This is a genomic window from Frigidibacter sp. MR17.24 (genome assembly GCF_037095655.1).
Lineage (GTDB): Bacteria > Pseudomonadota > Alphaproteobacteria > Rhodobacterales > Rhodobacteraceae > Frigidibacter.
Map to the genome: position 1 here is coordinate 544,679 of NZ_JBAWKE010000001.1, position 17,276 is coordinate 561,954.

General features: G+C 71.9%; 12 protein-coding genes and 1 pseudogene. 4 read left to right on the plus strand and 9 right to left on the minus strand.

Annotated elements, in window-relative coordinates:
* Positions 1-400 precede the first annotated feature (400 nt).
* A complete protein-coding gene (locus V8J39_RS02580) occupies positions 401-1,258 on the minus strand; it encodes a hypothetical protein (RefSeq protein WP_336460221.1) in 858 nt (285 codons plus the stop codon).
* Here V8J39_RS02580 and V8J39_RS02585 point away from each other — a divergent pair.
* A pseudogene (locus tag V8J39_RS02585) lies at positions 1,151-1,934 on the plus strand (transposase); the annotation flags it as partial. The gene V8J39_RS02580 and the pseudogene V8J39_RS02585 sit on opposite strands and share 108 nt — an antisense overlap.
* Positions 1,935-2,451: 517 nt before the next feature.
* Here V8J39_RS02585 and rsmA read toward each other — a convergent pair.
* The 6 genes from rsmA to lptF form a co-directional block, all read right to left on the minus strand.
* The gene (rsmA, locus tag V8J39_RS02590; protein ID WP_336459304.1) at positions 2,452-3,288 is read right to left on the minus strand and encodes a 16S rRNA (adenine(1518)-N(6)/adenine(1519)-N(6))-dimethyltransferase RsmA; all 837 of its coding nucleotides are present in this window, start codon (positions 3,286-3,288) and stop codon (positions 2,452-2,454) included.
* A gap of 92 nt (positions 3,289-3,380) precedes the next feature.
* Positions 3,381-4,370, minus strand: a complete 990-nt coding sequence (pdxA, locus tag V8J39_RS02595) for a 4-hydroxythreonine-4-phosphate dehydrogenase PdxA (protein WP_336459305.1) — start codon at positions 4,368-4,370, stop codon at positions 3,381-3,383.
* On the minus strand, positions 4,370-5,608 hold the full coding sequence (locus V8J39_RS02600; protein WP_336459306.1) for a peptidylprolyl isomerase: 1,239 nt from the start codon (positions 5,606-5,608) through the stop codon (positions 4,370-4,372). The genes pdxA and V8J39_RS02600 overlap by 1 nt, the downstream gene beginning before the upstream one ends.
* 171 nt (positions 5,609-5,779) lie before the next feature.
* Positions 5,780-7,930: an LPS-assembly protein LptD gene (locus V8J39_RS02605; RefSeq protein WP_336459307.1), complete on the minus strand. Its 2,151-nt coding sequence runs from the start codon at positions 7,928-7,930 to the stop codon at positions 5,780-5,782.
* Entirely contained in the window at positions 7,930-9,021 is a 1,092-nt protein-coding gene (lptG, locus tag V8J39_RS02610; RefSeq protein ID WP_336459308.1) for an LPS export ABC transporter permease LptG, read from the minus strand. Before lptG ends, V8J39_RS02605 begins: the two co-directional genes overlap by 1 nt.
* Entirely contained in the window at positions 9,018-10,148 is a 1,131-nt protein-coding gene (gene lptF, locus V8J39_RS02615; protein ID WP_336459309.1) for an LPS export ABC transporter permease LptF, read from the minus strand. The genes lptG and lptF overlap by 4 nt, the downstream gene beginning before the upstream one ends.
* A 204-nt stretch (positions 10,149-10,352) precedes the next feature.
* Between lptF and V8J39_RS02620 the strand changes: the two genes are divergently transcribed.
* Positions 10,353-11,825, plus strand: a complete 1,473-nt coding sequence (locus V8J39_RS02620) for a leucyl aminopeptidase (protein ID WP_336459310.1) — start codon at positions 10,353-10,355, stop codon at positions 11,823-11,825.
* On the plus strand, positions 11,825-12,304 hold the full coding sequence (locus tag V8J39_RS02625; RefSeq protein ID WP_336459311.1) for a DNA polymerase III subunit chi: 480 nt from the start codon (positions 11,825-11,827) through the stop codon (positions 12,302-12,304). The genes V8J39_RS02620 and V8J39_RS02625 overlap by 1 nt, the downstream gene beginning before the upstream one ends.
* 121 nt (positions 12,305-12,425) lie before the next feature.
* On the opposite strand, the gene V8J39_RS02630 is transcribed toward V8J39_RS02625, so the two are convergent.
* Positions 12,426-14,021 (minus strand): glucan biosynthesis protein, encoded by a 1,596-nt coding sequence (locus tag V8J39_RS02630; protein WP_336459312.1) that lies wholly within the window; start codon positions 14,019-14,021, stop codon positions 12,426-12,428.
* 447 nt (positions 14,022-14,468) lie between these two features.
* Between V8J39_RS02630 and purF the strand changes: the two genes are divergently transcribed.
* Entirely contained in the window at positions 14,469-15,947 is a 1,479-nt protein-coding gene (gene purF / locus V8J39_RS02635) for an amidophosphoribosyltransferase (RefSeq protein ID WP_336459313.1), read from the plus strand.
* 218 nt (positions 15,948-16,165) lie between these two features.
* Here the strand turns inward: purF and V8J39_RS02640 are convergent, their stop codons facing one another.
* Positions 16,166-16,723, minus strand: coding sequence for a biotin transporter BioY (locus tag V8J39_RS02640; RefSeq protein ID WP_336459314.1), 558 nt, complete (start codon positions 16,721-16,723; stop codon positions 16,166-16,168).
* Between the last annotated feature and the right edge of the window lie 553 nt (positions 16,724-17,276).

The following is a 17,276-nucleotide window of genomic DNA, read 5'->3' on the forward strand; positions in this document are numbered from 1 at the left end:
CGGCCGAGAGGCACGGTGGCGACACCCGATCTGTTGGTCGGCGGTGATGAACCGGCTGGCGATCAAACCCTCCGACGTCCGCCAAGCCACAGACGATCATGGCCATGGCACACCATATCCGGGATGCGAGACCGTCGTGCAGGAGCAAGTGCCCTGCACCCATGCCGACACTGGGGATGGCGTAGAGACATTGCCGGATACGGGCCCGGGAAGAGGCGACAGGGCGTGACCGCCGCAATGCGGGCCGGCTCGGTGCTGCCAACAACCGGGATCAGGCCCACGGCCGTGTCGGAAGGGGCGCGTTTGAGGGGCTGCGGCAGGGAAGGCAAAGCCAGCGGAAGACCTGGCAGGCCGCCGAAGGCGACTGTCGTCGCGCTCACCGCGAGGGCTTCATGGTGCTTCACCGGCGGGACCACCTCGACATCATAGGCTGCTGCGCCCGGGATCCGGGCGGACCTTGCGCGGCAGGCGTGTCGCCCCGGGGCAGGAAGCGCCAGGATCGCGACGCCGACCGCGCCGTGGAGGGCCGCTCGCGCCGTTGTAGCGACCGCTGGATCAGGATCCTGATCGGCTCCGTGGCGATCACGAGCGAGGTGACGCTGGCCGATGTCACGACCCGGCCAAGGGTCACCGGCAGGGTGTCGCCGATCACCCCGAGGCCGGTGGAAGGGAAGACAGGCGCAGGTCGCTCGCCGGCCAGCGTCAGGGTCGGGCCCTTCAGGATCGGCGCCGGGACAAGCCGCGACAGGCCGAGACGCAGGGCACCCAAGGCCGGCGGCGCAATCCGCTGCACGGCTTCGTCAACGAGAAAGCGGGTGCCGACCGGAACCGCGCCCCGAAGCAGAACCGCCAGCAGCGCCGCGCCTACCGCGCCCGCGGTGCTCGCGGCCGCCTCGGTCCCGATCGGCATCTCCGGAGCGGCGAAAGGGAGGACGTGGACCCGGCTGATCGCCGGTGGGGCCTCCGCAAAGGCTTCGGCATGGGCCCTGCCTGCCTCGGTCGGGCGGCTGGTGTGCAGAACATTCCCCCTGTTTGTTCCGGCGCGGCCCGGAATGCCTTCGATCGTGTGAAGGATCGCGCGCGTCTGCCCCTCAGGGTCGCCTTTGCAAAGCGCCTGCCCGGCGTCGTCGGGTGCAGCCATCGCCGAGACGTGGACATTCTTCGGCGCGCGGCCTGCCTGACGCGGCCAGGGTCGGTGTCGGTCTGGTTTGCCCCGGACATGTCCCGGCAGGCGGATCAAGGTGGCAAGCGTTTCCATCCCGAGAGCTTGTCGGGCAGCACCATTCAAGCCTGCCTGACGCTGGAGGGTCCGGTCGGCCTGCCGCTCCGCTAGATGGCGAGGGGGTCCGGTCTCGCACCTGATCGGGATGGCCGGGCGCGACTGGCCCGTGCCGAGTCATTCGACGCTGTGCCGCCGCCCGGCCCGGATCCCTGTGCATCGCCGCTCGGGGGTTCCTCCGGACCATCTGATCGACAGCACCGGCATCCGCTTCCGCGGCGACGACGGATGGCTGGCGCGCAAGCATGGGATGACGCGCAGACGTGACGGGCGGAGGGTTGATCTGGCGATGGACACGGCCCTTGGCGACGTCCAAGTTCCTCGAAGGCACCCCGAGCAGGCAAGGCGACACCCATTCATCGGGGCTGCTGCCGCAGGTCCCAGCCGCCGAGGGCATAGGGACGGTCCCTGCCGACGGTGCCCGCGATGCGCGCCTCTGCCACGCGGCGCCCCCTGAACGCGGCGCAGAGCCGTTCGGGCAGTCCGTCCGACCGATGGCCGTCATGCGCTCGCGCCCGGTCCGCCGAAAGGGCCGCGCCCGCAAGCCCGACTGACCCGGCGCAAGCTCTTCGGTGATCGGACACTGTCACGAGACCCTGACCGCCAGACTGCCGAAATCCAGACCCGCATCGCCGTCATGAACGGCTGTTCGGCCTCTTCACCCTCCTTCGCGCGGCGCGGCGCAGCCCGGCTTGGCCACGGGTGCACGCGGAGTTCAGGGCCCTTGGGACCACGACGGTTCCGGGGTGCGGAGCCGGATGATGGCGTCCCGGCCGCGGCCGGGGGCTGGGGTCGCGCCGGGGCCGAGTTGGGACCGCGTCGGGGATGGTCTGGGCGCACCGGGTCATGGGGCAGGAGCACCGGGCCTGCGCGCGGTCGGGAGCGGCATCAGGGGCAATGCTGGGATCGCCCCTGGCGGCTGTCAGCCAGCCGCCGCGGCAGAGGCGGCCCGGAGGGCGGCGCGGCGTCGGCTGGAGGGGGCTGCGCGTGAGGGGCAGTGCCGGTTGCGGCCATGGCGTCGACGCGGGGGCGCGCGGCGATTTGGGGCGGGCCGGTGGAGCGCCGGCGGTCTGGGGCCGCGCCGGTGCGTCGTCGGCCGTGGCGCGGACGGGCATGGGGCGCGCCGCGGGCGGTCGGCCGGGACAGGCGGCGGTGCGCCGCGCGGGGCGGGGTCAGGCGAGGGCGCGGGCGAGGCGGCACCAGGCCTCGAGGCCGATCTCCTCGGCGCGGGCTGTGGGGGCGATGCCCGCCGCCTCGAGCTTCGCCTCGATCTCGGGGGCGACGCCGCGAAGGCTCGCGCGCAGCATCTTGCGGCGCTGGTTGAACCCGGCGGCGACGACGCGGCTCAGGATCCGGGCATCGGCCGGGAAGCGCGGCTCGGGCAGGGCGGTCAGGTGCACGACGGCGGAATGGATCTTGGGCGGCGGGGTGAAGGCCTCGGGCGGCAGGGTCAGCGCGATCTTCGCATCCGCCCGCCACTGCGCGAGGATCGCGAGCCGGCCATAGGCCTTGGAGCCGGGCCGCGCCACGATCCGCTCGGCCACCTCCTTCTGGAACATCAGCGTGAGCGAGGACCAGGCCGGCGGCCAGGCGGGCGGCGTGAGCCAGCGCACCAGCAGCTCGGTGCCGACGTTGTAGGGCAGGTTGGCCACGACCTTCCACGGGCCGGTAAGCAGCGCGCCCTCGTCGATCTCGAGCGCGTCGCCCGAAACCACCTCGAGCCGGCCCGGGTAGGCGGCGGCGATCTCGGCCAGCGCCGGCAGGCAGCGGGCGTCCTTTTCCACCGCGACGACGCGGCGCGCGCCCTCGGCCAGAAGGCCGCGGGTCAGGCCGCCGGGGCCGGGGCCGACCTCGAGCACGTCGTGGCCGACGAGGTCGCCCGCGGCACGGGCGATGCGGGCGGTGAGGTTGAGGTCGAGCAGGAAGTTCTGGCCGAGCTGCTTCTTCGCCTGCAGGCCATGGGTCGCGATCACCTCGCGCAGAGGGGGAAGCGTGTCGATCGCGGGCATGTGCCGGTCCTTGGTCTGCGGGCGGCGAGGCCGGGGGCTGTCTGCCCCCGGACCCCCGAGGATATTTGGGCAAAGGCGAAAGCGGAAGCGGTTCAGGCGGGGCGGCCGGCGCGGGCGGCGGCCATGTCGACGGCCATGCGCAGGGCGGCGACCAGGCTCGAGGGGTCGGCGCGGCCCTGGCCCGCGATGTCGAAGGCGGTGCCGTGGTCGGGCGAGGTGCGGATGAAGGGCAGGCCCAGCGTGACGTTGACGCCGCCGGCGAAGTCGATGGTCTTGATCGGGATCAGCGCCTGGTCGTGGTACATGCAGACCGCCGCGTCGTAGCGGGCGCGGGCGGCGGCGTGGAACATCGTGTCGCCTGGCAGCGGGCCCGCGACCGCGTAGCCCTCGGCGCGCAGCGCCTCGAGCACCGGGGTGATGCGGTCGATCTCGTCGCGGCCGATCGCGCCGCCCTCGCCCGCATGCGGGTTCAGCCCCGCGACGGCGATACGCGGCCCCTCGAGGCCGAAGTCGCGGATCAGGCTGGCATGGGTGATGCGGATCGTGTCCGACAGAAGCTCGGGCGTGAGCGCCGCCGGCACCTCGGCCAGCGGGATGTGGATCGTGGTCGGCACCACGCGCAGCCCCTCGCAGGCCAGCATCATCACCACGCGGTCGACGCCGGCGAGATGCGCGAGATATTCGGTGTGGCCCGGGTGGGCGAAGCCGGCGCCGTCCTTGAGCACCTTCTTCGAGATCGGCGCGGTGCAGACGGCCGAGGCCTCGCCGGTCTCGACCAGGCGCACGGCGCGGGCGATGACCTCGACCACGGCGGGGGCGTTGGCGAGCGCGGGCTCGCCCGGCGTCGCGGGCGCGGGGAAGTCGTGGCGCAGCACCGGCAGCGCGTGGCTGGGGACCGCCTCGGCCTCGGACGGGCGGGCGATCTCTTCGGTGCGGGCGCCGCGGGGCAGGTGCCGCGGGTCGCCGATCCAGAAGAACGGCAGCCGGGCGCCGAGGATCTCGCGCGCGCGGAGCGCGATCTCGGGGCCGACGCCGGCGGGATCGCCGCAGGTCAGCGCCACCGGCCGGAGGGGCGCGGCCATCACGGTTCGCGGATCACGGCGGTGGCGCGCAGCTCGGCCATCCAGCTTTCGGCAAGCTGGGCGAGCTGTTCGCTTTCCAGGCGGCCGCGCAGGGCGGTCCGCGGCACGGTGGTGCCGTCCATCAGCTTGCCGCGCGAGCACAGCATCAGGAACACCAGCGCGTTGCCGCGGGTGAGCGCGGTCGAGGCTTCGCCCGCGTCGAGCGTGGCGAGCGCCCCCGCGACATCGGCGGGCAGCGTGTTCGAGGCCCGGGTCTCGATCTGCAGCCGCTCGGCCGGCTGGCCGCGGTTGACCGCGTAGAGATCGTCGCAGCTGGTGACGCGGGCGCGCACCCGCTCGGCCTCGGCCAGGGCCGGGGCGGTGCGTCCGCCCGGGATCAGGTACTCGGCATAGGTCAGCGCCTCGATGTTGCCGGGCAGGATGCCGCGTTCCTCGCGCTTGTCGCGCAGCATGAACATGGCGTAGGTGCCCGGCCCGGCATGGATCGGGGCCGAGATCTCGCCGGGCTTGAGCGCGGAGACCGTGCCGCGGACCTCGGGCGGCAGGTTCTCGATCGGCATCCATTCCAGCTCGCCGCCGTCGGTGCGGCTGTTCGAGGTGGAATACTGCCGCGCGTTGGCGGTGAAATCGGCGGGCGAGCGGGTCAGCGCGGCGACCCGGTCGATCAGGAGCTTGGCGCGGGCGTCATCCTCGCCCTTGCGCACGATCAGCTCGGACAGCAGCACCCGCGTGCCGGGCGGCACGTCGATCGGCTTGTCGAGACGCGTGATCGCCTCGTCGACATCGGTCTTCGAGATGTTGACCCGGCCGCCGAAGCGGGCGCGCACGGTGTCGCGCCACAGAAGCTGGGCGCGCAGGAATTCGCGGAAGGTCTCGGGCGCGACGCCGGCGCGGCCAAGCTCGGCCGTGAACTGCTCGGCCGAGAGGTTCGCGCGGCCGGCGAACTGCTCCAGCGCCGCGTCCAGCTCCTGCGGGTTCACGGTGACGTTGCCCTGCGCGGCGGCCTGTTCGTGCAGCCGCTCGTCGATCAGGTTCTGGCGGACGTCGGCGATCATCTCGGGCGGCGCGTTCAGCAGCGTGAGGAAGCGCTGGCGCTGCTGCAGCTCGAACGTGGTGACGGCCGAGCCGTTCACGTAGACGAGCGGTTCGAATGTGCCCTGGGCCGCGGCCGGGCCCGGCGCCGACAGCGCCAGGAGCGCGGCCACCGCGAGGGCCGGGAGGGAGAAGGTGTCACGCATCGGTCGGTCCTGCTCTGTCCTGTCGTCGCCCGGTTTCGGCCGGGCCGTCGTTCGTTGTCCTGCCGCCGGGGCGGCCGGTCCTTGCCCGGGTCGGCGCGGTCGCCGTGCCCGCAGCGCCGGACCCGCGCCTTGCCCCCGGCGTCTCATCCGCACGTCATCTGCCGCACGCCTTCACCCGCACTGGCGCGAGCCGCGGCCGCCCCGGTTCTTGGCGCCGAAGCCCGCAAGCTCGACCCCCAGATTGAAGGCGGTGGTCGGGCGCACAGTATCCGAGCTGAGATAGCGGCGCGAGAGCGAAACATCGACGGTCACGCATTCGCTGAAGTACTGCAGGCCGATCTCGGTGCGCGAGGGTTCGTTCTCCTCGAAGTCGTAGCGGGTCTCGAGCGTGGTGCGCCAGCGGTTCGAGATGTCCCAGGCCGCGTCGAGCCGCGCCTCGGAGGTGGGGCCATAGCGGTTCTCGGCCTCGTCCTCGTCAAGCCAGGTGTAGGCGGTGCCGAGATCGAGCCGCTTCGAATCCCACAGCACCCGCAGCTCCTCGCGCGAGAAGTCCATCGCGTCCGAGACCACGGCGCGGTTGGTGACCGAGAAGCCCCAGTCCGCGGCCCATTGCGTGAAGATCATCCAGTCCGAGGTCGCCCCGTCGAGCCCGGTCGAGGAATTGAACTGGCCGAGGTCCTTCTCGCGGAACACCCGCCCGAAGGTCAGGTTGAAGGAGGTGCCGGCCTCGTCGAGGCGGGTGAAGCTCATCCCGACGTTCGAGCGCAGGCCGCGCTCGTGCAGGTCGTCGCCGGGGAAGCGGTCGAGCGAGAACAGGTTGCCCTCGTCGAATTCGACGAGCGTGCTGTCCTCGTTCGGGACCTCGGTCTCGGTGTCCGGGCTCCAGGCGAGCTGCGCGATCGGCTCGATCACCCAGGCGGCGCCGCCCGGGGTGGTGGCGGTGCGGATGAAGGGCCAGCGCAGCTCGACCCCGGCCGTGCCGTAGAGCCGCGCGATCGTGTCGTCGTAGGTGCTGTCCTGATCGATGTTGTAGATGTCGCCGTTCAGGGTGCCGAGGCTCGAGAACACCATCCCGTTCGACATCACCCAGTTGCGCCGCCAGTCGCCCTCGATCACGGCCGAGGCGGTGTCGCGCCCGACGATGTCCTCGGTCGAGCTGCGGCGCAGGGTCCGGGTGCTGAAGCGCAGCCCGCCCTCGCCGCCCAGCAGCGCCGGGGTGAAGCGGCGCTGATAGGTGGTGTTGGTCGTGAGCGAGGGGATCTGCGAATAGATCTCGTCGTCGCGCAGGGATTCGTAATGGGTGATGCTGCCGCTGATCAGCTCGTTGCGGCGCACCCGGCCGATGTTGACGCTGCTCGTCAGCCGGTCGATGTCGTCGTCGTAGCCGTAATCGTTCAGGTAGGCCTCGTCCGAGGCGGTCTGGACACCGAAGCTCAGCCCGTAGCCGTCGGGCAGGCCGAACCAGCCGCCGCCGAACATGTAGCCGCGCAGGCCGTTCTCGAGGTCGTCCTGGGTGTAGGCGCCGTTGAACTCGAGATAGCCGTTCCGCAGCGCCTGGCGGTAGCGGTATTCCAGCGTGCGCGTGCCCGAGGACAGGTAGGGCGTCAGCGTCACGTCCTTGTCGTCGCCGATCGGGATGAAATACGGCGCCTTCACCCCGGTCCCCAGCGTCGAGGTCGAGCGGATCGAGGGCGCGAGGAAGCCGCGCGCGCGGGTGACCGAGGGGTCGGGCATCCGCAGCACCGGCGAATAGAACACCGGGATGCCGACGACGCGGAAGGTCGCGTTCTCGAAATAGATCTGCTTCTCTTCGGTGTCGTGGGTGACGCGGGTCGCCCGGATCTCCCACAGCGGCGTCGGGTTCGCGGCGCAGACCTCGCAGGACGAGGCGCGCACGCGGGTCGCGCGGGTATAGCGGGTGTCGATGCGCTCGAGCTCGGCGGCGGCGATCTGCAGCTGGCGGTCCATCACCAGCCGGGCGCCCTTCAGGATGCCCTGCTGCATGTCCTTGGACAGGTCGCCCTGGTCGGCGAGGATGATCTGGCTGCCGTCCTCCTCGATCAGGGTGATCGGGCCGGTGATCGCGATGCGCTCGGTCTCGGGGTCGTAGACCACCTGGTCGGCGGTCATGCGCCGGCCGGCCTGGAACGCCTCGACCGAGCCGGCGGCGGTCAGCTTGCCGTCGGCATCGATGAAGACGCTGTCGGCCACCAGCGAGGCGGGGGCGTCGGTCGTTTCCTGCGCGGTGCCGCTCTGGGCCCAGGCGAAGACGGCGGTGCCGAGGGTCAGCGCGGCGAGCGCGGAAAGGGCGAAGCGGCGCATCAGCCGTCCTCCAGGTGAAGCAGCAGTCCGAGCGAGAGCATGATCGCCGCGGCCGGCGGGCTCCAGGCGGCGAGCGCGACGGGGATCTGCCCGTTCTCGCCCAGCACCTGCGCGAAGTTACGCAGGAAGAAGATCGCGAAGCCAGAGGCGACCGCCAGCAGCACGAGCATTCCCGTGCCACCGAAGCGCGCGTGCCGCATGGTGAAGCCCGCGCCCATCAGCACCATCCCCGCCAGCAGCAGCGGCAGCGCCAGTTCCATCTGGAACCACACCGCGTGGCGGCGGGTGGCGAAGCCGGCCTCGGACAGGCCCTCGATGAAGCCGGGCAGCTGCCAGATCGGGATCTCGGACGGGGTGCCGAAGCTGTCGCGGATCCCGGCCGCGGTCAGGGGCGAGGGGATCTCGAGCGTTGGCAGGATCTTCGCGTCGCGCTCGGGATTGTCGCTGGTCAGGTCCCATTCCTTGACGCCCTCCAGCTGCCAGGCGCCGTCGCGCAGCACCGCGCGGGTGGCGTCGACGCGCTTGACCGGGCCGACATCGGGCCGGAACGACAGGAAGGTCGCGCCCTCGAGTTCGGTGCCGTCGCCGTTCGAGCGCTGGCCATGGATCACCGACTGGCCCTCGGGGCCGCCCTGGCGCAGCCACAGCCCCTCGGCGCTGATCGACAGCGCCGAGCGGTCCGAGCCCGAGAGCCGCGACGACAGCAGGTCCGACTGGCGCTGGGTCGCGGCCACGATCGGGTTGCCAAGCGCCACCGCGACCACCCCGAGCGCCAGCGCCGTCAGCACCGGCGGCACCAGCGTCGCCAGCGCCGAGCGGCCCGTCGCGCGGATCACCACCAGTTCCGACGACCGCGCGAGCGCGAGGCAGAGCGCGATCGAGGCGAGGATCATCACCAGCGGCAGGATCCGGTAGATCCCCGCCGGCGCGTCCAGCGCCGCCAGATGCGCCGCCCCGGCAAGGCCGATGTCGACGCCGAAGTCGCGCACCTTCTCGATCATGTCGACGAGGAACAGGATGGTCAGGAACACGGCGAACACGCCGAGGAAGGTCTTGAGGAACCGCCGCGCGATGTAGAACCACAGCCTCATGCCGCCACCTCGCGGCGCAGCTGGCGCGGCACGCGGCGCGACCGTCCGGCCCACCACAGCAGCCCCGCGTCGATCAGCGCCCCCACCAGCACCGGCAGGTAGACCGCCGCCACCGGGCCGCCGTCGCGCTCGGCCATCTGGTTGCCGATGTTGGCCATCAGCTGCACGACGATCGCCAGCGCCACCGCCAGCGCGATCACCCGCGCGTTGCCGAAGCGGCTGAAGGTGCCCGTCAGCAGCGCCGCCACCCCCAGCACCGCCAGCATCGCCGCCGTCAGCGGCTGGGCGATGCGGCTTTGCACCTCGACCCGGAAGGCGTGGGGGTCGGAATCCGTCAGCATCAGGTCGGCCTCGGTCTCGGCCAGCAGCCGCGGCGTCGTCAGCTCGCGGATGTCGATCGAGCCGCGCTCGCCGGTCTGGAAGATGCCCGAGATGTCATAGGTGAAATCGGTGAAATGCGTCACCGCCAGCCGCTGGTTGTCCAGCGTCAGCGCCTGCGAGATTCCGTCGAACATGATCATCTTCGGCCCGTCGTCGTCGCGCGCCAGCAGCGCCCGCTTGGCGAAATACGACGTCCGCTGCCCCGGCGCGCGCCCGTCCGAGATGTAGACGTCGAGCATTTCGCCCGTGGCCGCGATCTCGCGGATGTAGATGGTCAGGCCCTTGGTGGGGTGCTGGAAGCTGCCCTCGACCAGCATCCGCGCGCTGGTGTTGTTGGACACTTCGAAGCGCTGGTTGGCCAGCTGGTTGCGCGCGGCGGGCACCAGGAAATGGCTCAGCACCAGAAGCAGCGCCGCCACGACCAGCCCGAAATACAGCGCCGGCCGCGCCATCCGCCAGGGCGAGAACCCGGTGGCCTGCATCACCGCAAGCTCGCTTTCCGACGACAGCCGGTTGGTGACGTAGACCGCCGCCACGAAGGCCGCGATCGGCAGCACGAGGCGGATCACGTTGGGCAGCGTCATCAGCGAGAAGCGCACGAAGACCATCGCCGACTGCCCGTCCGAGATCAGCTGCTCGAACAGCGCGACGGCCTGGTTGATCCAGTAGATCGACACCAGGATCAGGCCGAAGAAGCCGAACAGCGCCATGAGCTGCGACAGCATGTATCTGTCGAATCTTGCCACGGCCCGCCCTTCTTTCTGCCCCTTGGTGTTTTTTTGCATAGCTATCCCAAACGGCCGGCCGGGAAAACTGCTATCTGGCCTTGCCGGGCCCGGGGGGCTAGGGTCGCCGGCGCCGGTCCGCCGATGCCGCCGCCATCGCCCGCGATGCCGGCCGTGCCGGGCGGGCCCCGTGATCCGAGACCCACCACGACATCGAGGTGTCCCATGACCGTACCGCCCGCCATTTCCTTCCGCGCCCCCGAAACCGCCGACCTCGCCGCCGTGACGGGGCGCCTCGCGGTGCTGGTGGCCGAGGGCGGTGCGCTCGACCCGCTCGCGCGCAAGCTCGACCGGCTGGTGAAGGGCGCGATCTCGCGCTTCGCGGCCTCGCCCGCCTTCGCCCGGCTCAAGGCCGGCGACGCGGCCGAGCTGGGCTGGCCCGCGGGCATCGCGGCCGAGGCCGTGCAGGTGATCCGCCTCGACCGCAAGGCCGGCACCGCCGAGGCGCGCAAGGCTGGCGCCGCGATCGGCCGCGGGCTGGGCGCCGCGGGCGTCACGGTGCTGGCGGGCGCGCATCCGCGCGCGGCCGAGATCTCGTTCGGGATCGCGCTCAGGGCCTATGATTTCGACATCTACAAGTCGGGCGAGAAGACCCCGGCCGGCGCCGTCGAGATGCTGGTCGCCAAGCCCGAGGCCGTGGCCGAGGCCGCGCGCCCGCTCGCGGCGCTGGCCGAGGGCGTGTTCTTCACCCGCGACCTGACCAACGAGCCCGCCAACGTCCTGACCACCTACGACTTCGCCGCCCGCCTCGCCGCGATGGGCGAGCTGGGGCTCGAGGTCGAGATCCTCGAGGAGGAGGAGCTTGAACGGCTGGGCATGCGCGCGCTTCTGGGCGTGGGCATGGGGTCCGAGAGCCCGTCCAAGGTCGTGGTCATGCAGTGGAAGGGCGGGCCCGAGGGCGAGGCGCCGCTGGCGCTGGTGGGCAAGGGCGTCGTCTTCGACACCGGCGGCATCTCGATCAAGCCCGCCGGCGGGATGGAGGAGATGACGATGGACATGGGCGGCGCCGGCGTCGTCGCGGGCGTGATGCGCACGCTCGCGCTGCGCAAGGCCCGCGCCAATGTCGTGGGTCTCGTCGGTCTGGTCGAGAACATGCCCGACGGGCGCGCGCAGCGCCCGGGCGACATCGTGCGCTCGATGAAGGGCGACACGATCGAGGTGATCAACACCGATGCCGAGGGGCGGCTCGTGCTTGCGGATGTGCTCTGGTACGCGCAGGAACGCTTCAAGCCCACCGGGATCGTCGACCTCGCGACGCTGACCGGCGCGATCATCGTGGCGCTCGGGCACGAGAACGCGGGCGTCTTCTCGAACGACGACGCCTTCGCGGGCCGGTTCCTGCAGGCGGCGGCGGCCGAGGGCGAGGGCGCCTGGCGGATGCCGCTGGGCGCGGCCTATGACGCCAAGATCAAGTCGCGGCTGGCCGACATGAAGAACACCGGCGGCCGGCCCGCGGGCTCGATCACCGCGGCGCAGTTCCTGCAGCGCTTCATCGCCGAGGGCATGCCCTGGATCCACCTCGACATCGCCGGCGTGGCGATGCCCACCGGCGAGACCGTGCTGGCGCCCAAGGGCGCGACGGGCTGGGGGGTGCTGGCGTTGAACCGGCTGATCGCCGACGGCTACGAGCGGGGCTGATGCCCGCGCTGTTCTACCACCTCACCCGCTCCTCGCTCGAGGACACGGTGGCCACGATCCTGTCGCGCGCGCTGGAGATGGGCTGGCGGGTGGTGCTGCGCTGCCCCGCGGACGGGGCGGCGCTGGCGGCGCGGCTGGACGAGCGGCTCTGGACCCGCGACGGCGGCGCCGAGGGCACGGGCTTCCTGCCGCATGGCCGCGCGGGCGGGCCGCAGGACGCGGCCCAGCCGGTGCTGATCTGCGAGGGGCCGCGCGACGCGGGCCCGGCGCAGGCGCTGATGGCCGTGGGCGGCGCCGAGGTCGCGGCCGCGGAGATCGCCGGGCACGAGCGGGTCTGGATCCTGTTCGACGGCAACGATCCCGAGGCGCTCGCCCGGGCGCGGGATCAGTGGCGCGACCTGACCGGCGCGGGCGCCGCGGCGCAGTACTGGAGCGAGGAAGGCGGGCGCTGGGAGAAGAAGACCGAGCGCGGCGGCTAGGTCCCGGGGACGCGTCGGTCAGCGGCCCGGGGAGGTGCTGGCCGGGGGGCGGAGGGGGCTCTGCCCCCGCGGCCTGCGGCCGCCCCCCGGGATATTTCGGCAAAGTCGAGGGCCGCGGCCGTCACTGGCCGGGGGCGGGGATCAGGTTGCCCTGGCGGAACTGGTAGAGCCAGGTTTCCGTCAGCGGGCCGCCGTCGAGCGCGAGGTACATCCTGAGTTCCGCCAGCGCGTCGCCCGCGATGTTGAGGTCGAAGACCGCGCGCCAGGTGTTGCCGTTCGGGACCGGCTCGATCAGCTTCTCGCCGATGGTGCCGTTCGAGGTCGTGACCTCGATCGTCGGGTAGACGCCGTAGGGGATGCGCTGCATCACCTCGGGGCGGTCGAATTCCACCGCGATCTTGTAGACCCCCGGCGGGCGCGGCAGGCCGGGCTGGCCGCCGCGGCCGACCCGGGTCGCCGTGGCCTGGGCGATGTTGGTGGCCGGATAGGGCTCGGCATCCTGCCAGAACAGCCGGTAGTGCAGGTCGAACCGGCTGCCCGCCACCGCCGGCGCCTCGGGCACCCAGAAGGCGCCGATGTTGTCGTGGATCTCGTCGTTGGTCGGGATCTCGAGCAGCTGCACCGCGCCGCGGCCGAGCGGTTTGATCGGTTCGACCCAGAGGCAGGGGCGGCGGTCGTAGAACACGCCGTCGCGGTAGTGGTCGAAATTGCGGTCGCGCTGCAGCAGGCCGAAGCCCTTCGGGTTCTCGTCGGCGAAGGCCGCGACCTGGGTCGCGGTCGGGTTGACGAGCGGGCGCCAGATCCGCTCGCCGCCGCCGGTCCAGAGCGCGAGGCCGTCGCTGTCATGCACCTCGGGGCGCCAGTCGAAGGGGCGCTCGCGGCCGTATTCGCCGTACCAGAACATCGAGGTCAGCGGCATCAGCCCCAGCCGGCCGACATCGCGGCGCAGGAACATCGCGCTCTCGATCTCCATGTTCACGCCCTTGGTGCGCTCCATCCCGCGCTGCAGGCGGAACCGGAACGCGCCGGTGATCGAGGGGCCGTCCAGCAGCGCGCAGACCGTCACCGGCGCCTCGCTGTCGCCGGTCTCCTCGATGTAGAACTCGGTGAAGGCGGGGAATTCCTCGTTGCGGTCGGGCATGGCCGCATCGACCACCACGCCGCGCGCCGACAGGCCGTACTGGCCCGAGGCGCCGATCGCGCGGAAATAGGACGCGCCGAGGAAGGCCACCCAGTCCTGCGTCGGCCAGTCGGGGGAATAGACCGCCTCCTGCAGGCGGAAGCCGGCGAAGCCCGCGTCGGGCGGCAGCTGGCGGGCGACCGAATCCGCGGGCATGTCGAAGAGCGCCGCGTCATAGGCGACCTCGCGCGCCTGGCCGTCGCTGACGAGGAACATGCGCACCGAGTTCTGGAAGTACTGGCCGAGGTGGAAGAAGGTCACCGGGTAGGCGCCCGAGCCGTCGGAGAACGGCGCCCGCTCGGTGCGGAACTTGATCGCGCCCCAGGTCTGGTAGTCGATCGTCGCCGTCACCTCGGGCATCGGACGGTAGGGCGCCTTGTACTCGGCCTTGGCCATCGCCTCGGCCCGCGCGGTCAGATCCTCGAAGCGGAACGGCTGCGGCGCGGTGTCCTGCGCCAGCGCGGCGCGGGGCAGGGCCGCCCCCGCCAGCGCCACGAGGGCGGTCTGCAGCATCAGGTTGCGTCTGGTCAGCGTCATCCTGCACTCCGGCAAGCGTTAAAAATCACGCGAACACAGCTAGGACATCCGTTGGCAAAGGCACAGCGGCAAAATGCTGCGCCCGCAAGATCCCGCAAGATCCCGCCGGCGCGTGCCCGGCCTGCGCCCGGGTGTCGGGCGCGCGTGCGAGGCGTGCCTGGCGCGTGCCCCTCCCGCCCGTGGCCCGCCTGTGGCCCGCCTGCGGCCCGCCTTTTGCTCGCCTGCGGCCCGCCGGCGCAGGGGCTTGCGGCGGCCCGCCCGAAGGCCCGCCCGACCGCCTGCCTGACGACCCGCGCGAGAACCGCCTTGCGCGTGCTGCACAGCGGCCGTGCGTCGCAGGCGGGACTGTCGGCGGAAAATGACGCGGTTGGATCGTGACAGTGACGCGACAAGCGCCTAAATAGCGCCTGAACTCCCCACTGACGGCCCCGGATTCGGAGGACTGCCATGCGTCCCTTCCTGAGCAACCCCTTTGACGACGACAAATTGAAGGAGGAATGCGGGGTCTTCGGCGTGATCGGCACCGCCGACGCCGCGAACTTCGTCGCCCTCGGCATGCACGCGCTGCAACACCGCGGCCAGGAGGCCGGCGGCATCGTGACCTATGCGCCCGAGCACGGTTTCAACTCGGCCCGCCGCTTCGGCTACGTGCGCGACAACTTCACCTCGCGCAGCGTGATGGACACGCTCCCCGGTGCGCTCGCCATCGGCCATGTGCGCTATTCGACCGCCGGCTCGAAGGGCAACACCCAGATCCGCGACGTGCAGCCCTTCTTCGGCGAATTCTCGGCCGGGGGCGCCGCGATCGCGCACAACGGCAACCTGACCAACGCCGCCGCCCTGCGCCGCGAGCTGATCGAGCGCGGATCGATCTTCCAGTCCTCGTCGGACAGCGAATGCATCATCCACCTGATGGCGCGCTCGATCCAGCGCACGGTGCCCGAGCGGATGAAGGACGCGCTGCGCCGGGTCGAGGGCGCTTTCTCGGTCATCGCGATGACCCGCACCAAGCTGATCGGCGTGCGCGACGCGCTGGGCGTGCGGCCGCTGGTGCTGGGCCGGATCGGGCCGGAAGGCTCGGGTGCCTATGCGCTGTCGTCCGAGACCTGCGCGCTCGACATCGTCGGCGCCGAGTTCATCCGCGAGATCGAGCCGGGCGAGATGGTCGTGATCGAGCATGGCCGCATCGAAAGCTCGCGCCCCTTCGGTCCGCCCTCGCGCGGGCGGTTCTGCATCTTCGAGCAGGTGTATTTCTCGCGCCCCGACTCGATCCTCGGCGGCCGCTCGGTCTACGAGACCCGGCGCCAGATCGGCGTGGAGCTGGCGCGCGAGGCGCCGGTCGAGGCCGACCTCGTCTGCCCGGTGCCGGATTCGGGCACGCCGGCCGCGATCGGCTTCAGCCAGGAATCGGGCATCCCCTATGCGATGGGGATCATCCGCAACCAGTACATGGGCCGCACCTTCATCGAGCCGACCGAGCAGATCCGCAACATGGGCGTGCGGCTGAAGCTGAACGTCAACCGCGCGCTCATTCGCGGCAAGCGGGTGATCCTCGTCGACGACTCGGTGGTGCGCGGCACCACCTCGCGCAAGATCAAGGACATGATCCTCGACGCCGGCGCGGCCGAGGTGCATTTCCGCATCGCCTCGCCCCCCACCGCCTGGCCCTGCTTCTACGGCGTCGACACGCCCGACCGCGACAAGCTTCTGGCCGCGAAGATGAGCGAGGAGGAGATGCGCGACTGGATCGGCGTCGACAGCCTCAAGTTCATCTCGCTTGACGGGCTCTACCGCGCGGCGGGCGAGGCCGAGGGGCGCAACCGCGCCAACCCGCAGTTCTGCGATGCCTGCTTCTCGGGGGAATACCCGGTGGCGCCGGCCGACATGCTGGAAAAGGGCTTCCAGATGAAGACCGCGGCCGAGTGAGCGCAGCCGGGTGACCCGGACCGGGTGACCCCAGCCGGGTGAGCGGCGCCGCAGCCTGAACCGCAAGGCCGTCCCCCGGGGCGGCCTTTCGCGTTCCGGGGCAAGGGCCGGGGGGAGCGCAGTCGCCCCGCGCTCGGATCTCTCGCGCCCCACGGAGCGCAAAAGGAAACGCCGCCCCCCGGGGGACGGCGCTCGGGTGGTCGCGATATCGGGCGGGCTCAGCCGCGGCGGGCCGCCAGCGCACCCCAGGCGCCCGAGACGATCAGCGCGGCGAGGAGCGCCTTGACCGCGTCGCCGCCCAGGAACGGCATCATCCAGCCCGACATCAGGTCGGGCACCGACTTACCCATCACCAGCGCCGGCCAGGCCAGGCCCGGCACGTAGATCAGTGCCGAGGCGGCGAGCGCCACCAGCGCGGTGCCGACGAAGCCGCGCACGCCGCGGTCGGCGGCGAAGCCCGCCACGGCCGCCATGGCGACGAAGCCGAGCAGGAAGCCCGCGGCCGGGCCGATCAGCGCGGCGGTCGAGCCGCCATGGGCGAAGACCGGCAGGCCCATCGCGCCCTCGGCCAGATAGGTGACCAGCGCGGCGGTGCCGAGGCGGGCGCCGAGCGCGAAGCCGACGGTCAGGATCGCCAGCGTCTGCAGCGTCATCGGCACCGGGACCATCGGCACGGTCACCTGCGCGGCGACCGCGATCAGTGCCGAGGCGCCGAGAACCAGCGCCGCGCGGGCCAGCCGGCCTTGCGACGGGACGAGGGCTTGGGTCAGGGTCATGATGTCTCTCCTCAGGGGACCGGGTGGGGCCGGGCCCGGTGACGGGCCGCCTGACCGCCCAAAAGCCCGATCGGCGCGCCGCTGTCAATCCGTGGCGCCGGGCGACGCCGCGTAGCCGCCTGCGACCTTCGGACAGGGGCGGCGACGCGGCCCCGACCCGGCCGCGCCGGCCCGCCCGGCGCGCCCGCGCCGCACCCGGCGCCGGAGCGGGATCCGGCCGGTGACGCGACGCCCGCCCGCAGGCACAGGACGGGGCAGCCCGACACGAGCGTCCATGCCGCGCCGCGCTTCATCGCGCCCCTCGTCCCGCGCGACCGGGCGCGTTTTGTCGGCCCGGGCCGTGGTGTGGCACGGTGCGCTGGGGGCGCGCAGGCGCCGGGGACGGCTGCGATGCCTGGCGCAGGGGCTGCCTTTGACCACCGGGCGCGCCACCGGCCCTGTGGGGCGAGGCCGGTCGCAGGCTTGCGCGAGAGGGCCGGGGTCGCCCCCGGGCATGGCAGGTCGGCGCTGGGGATCGGCCGCGATCTTCGGGCTGTGATCCGGGGCGCGCGCA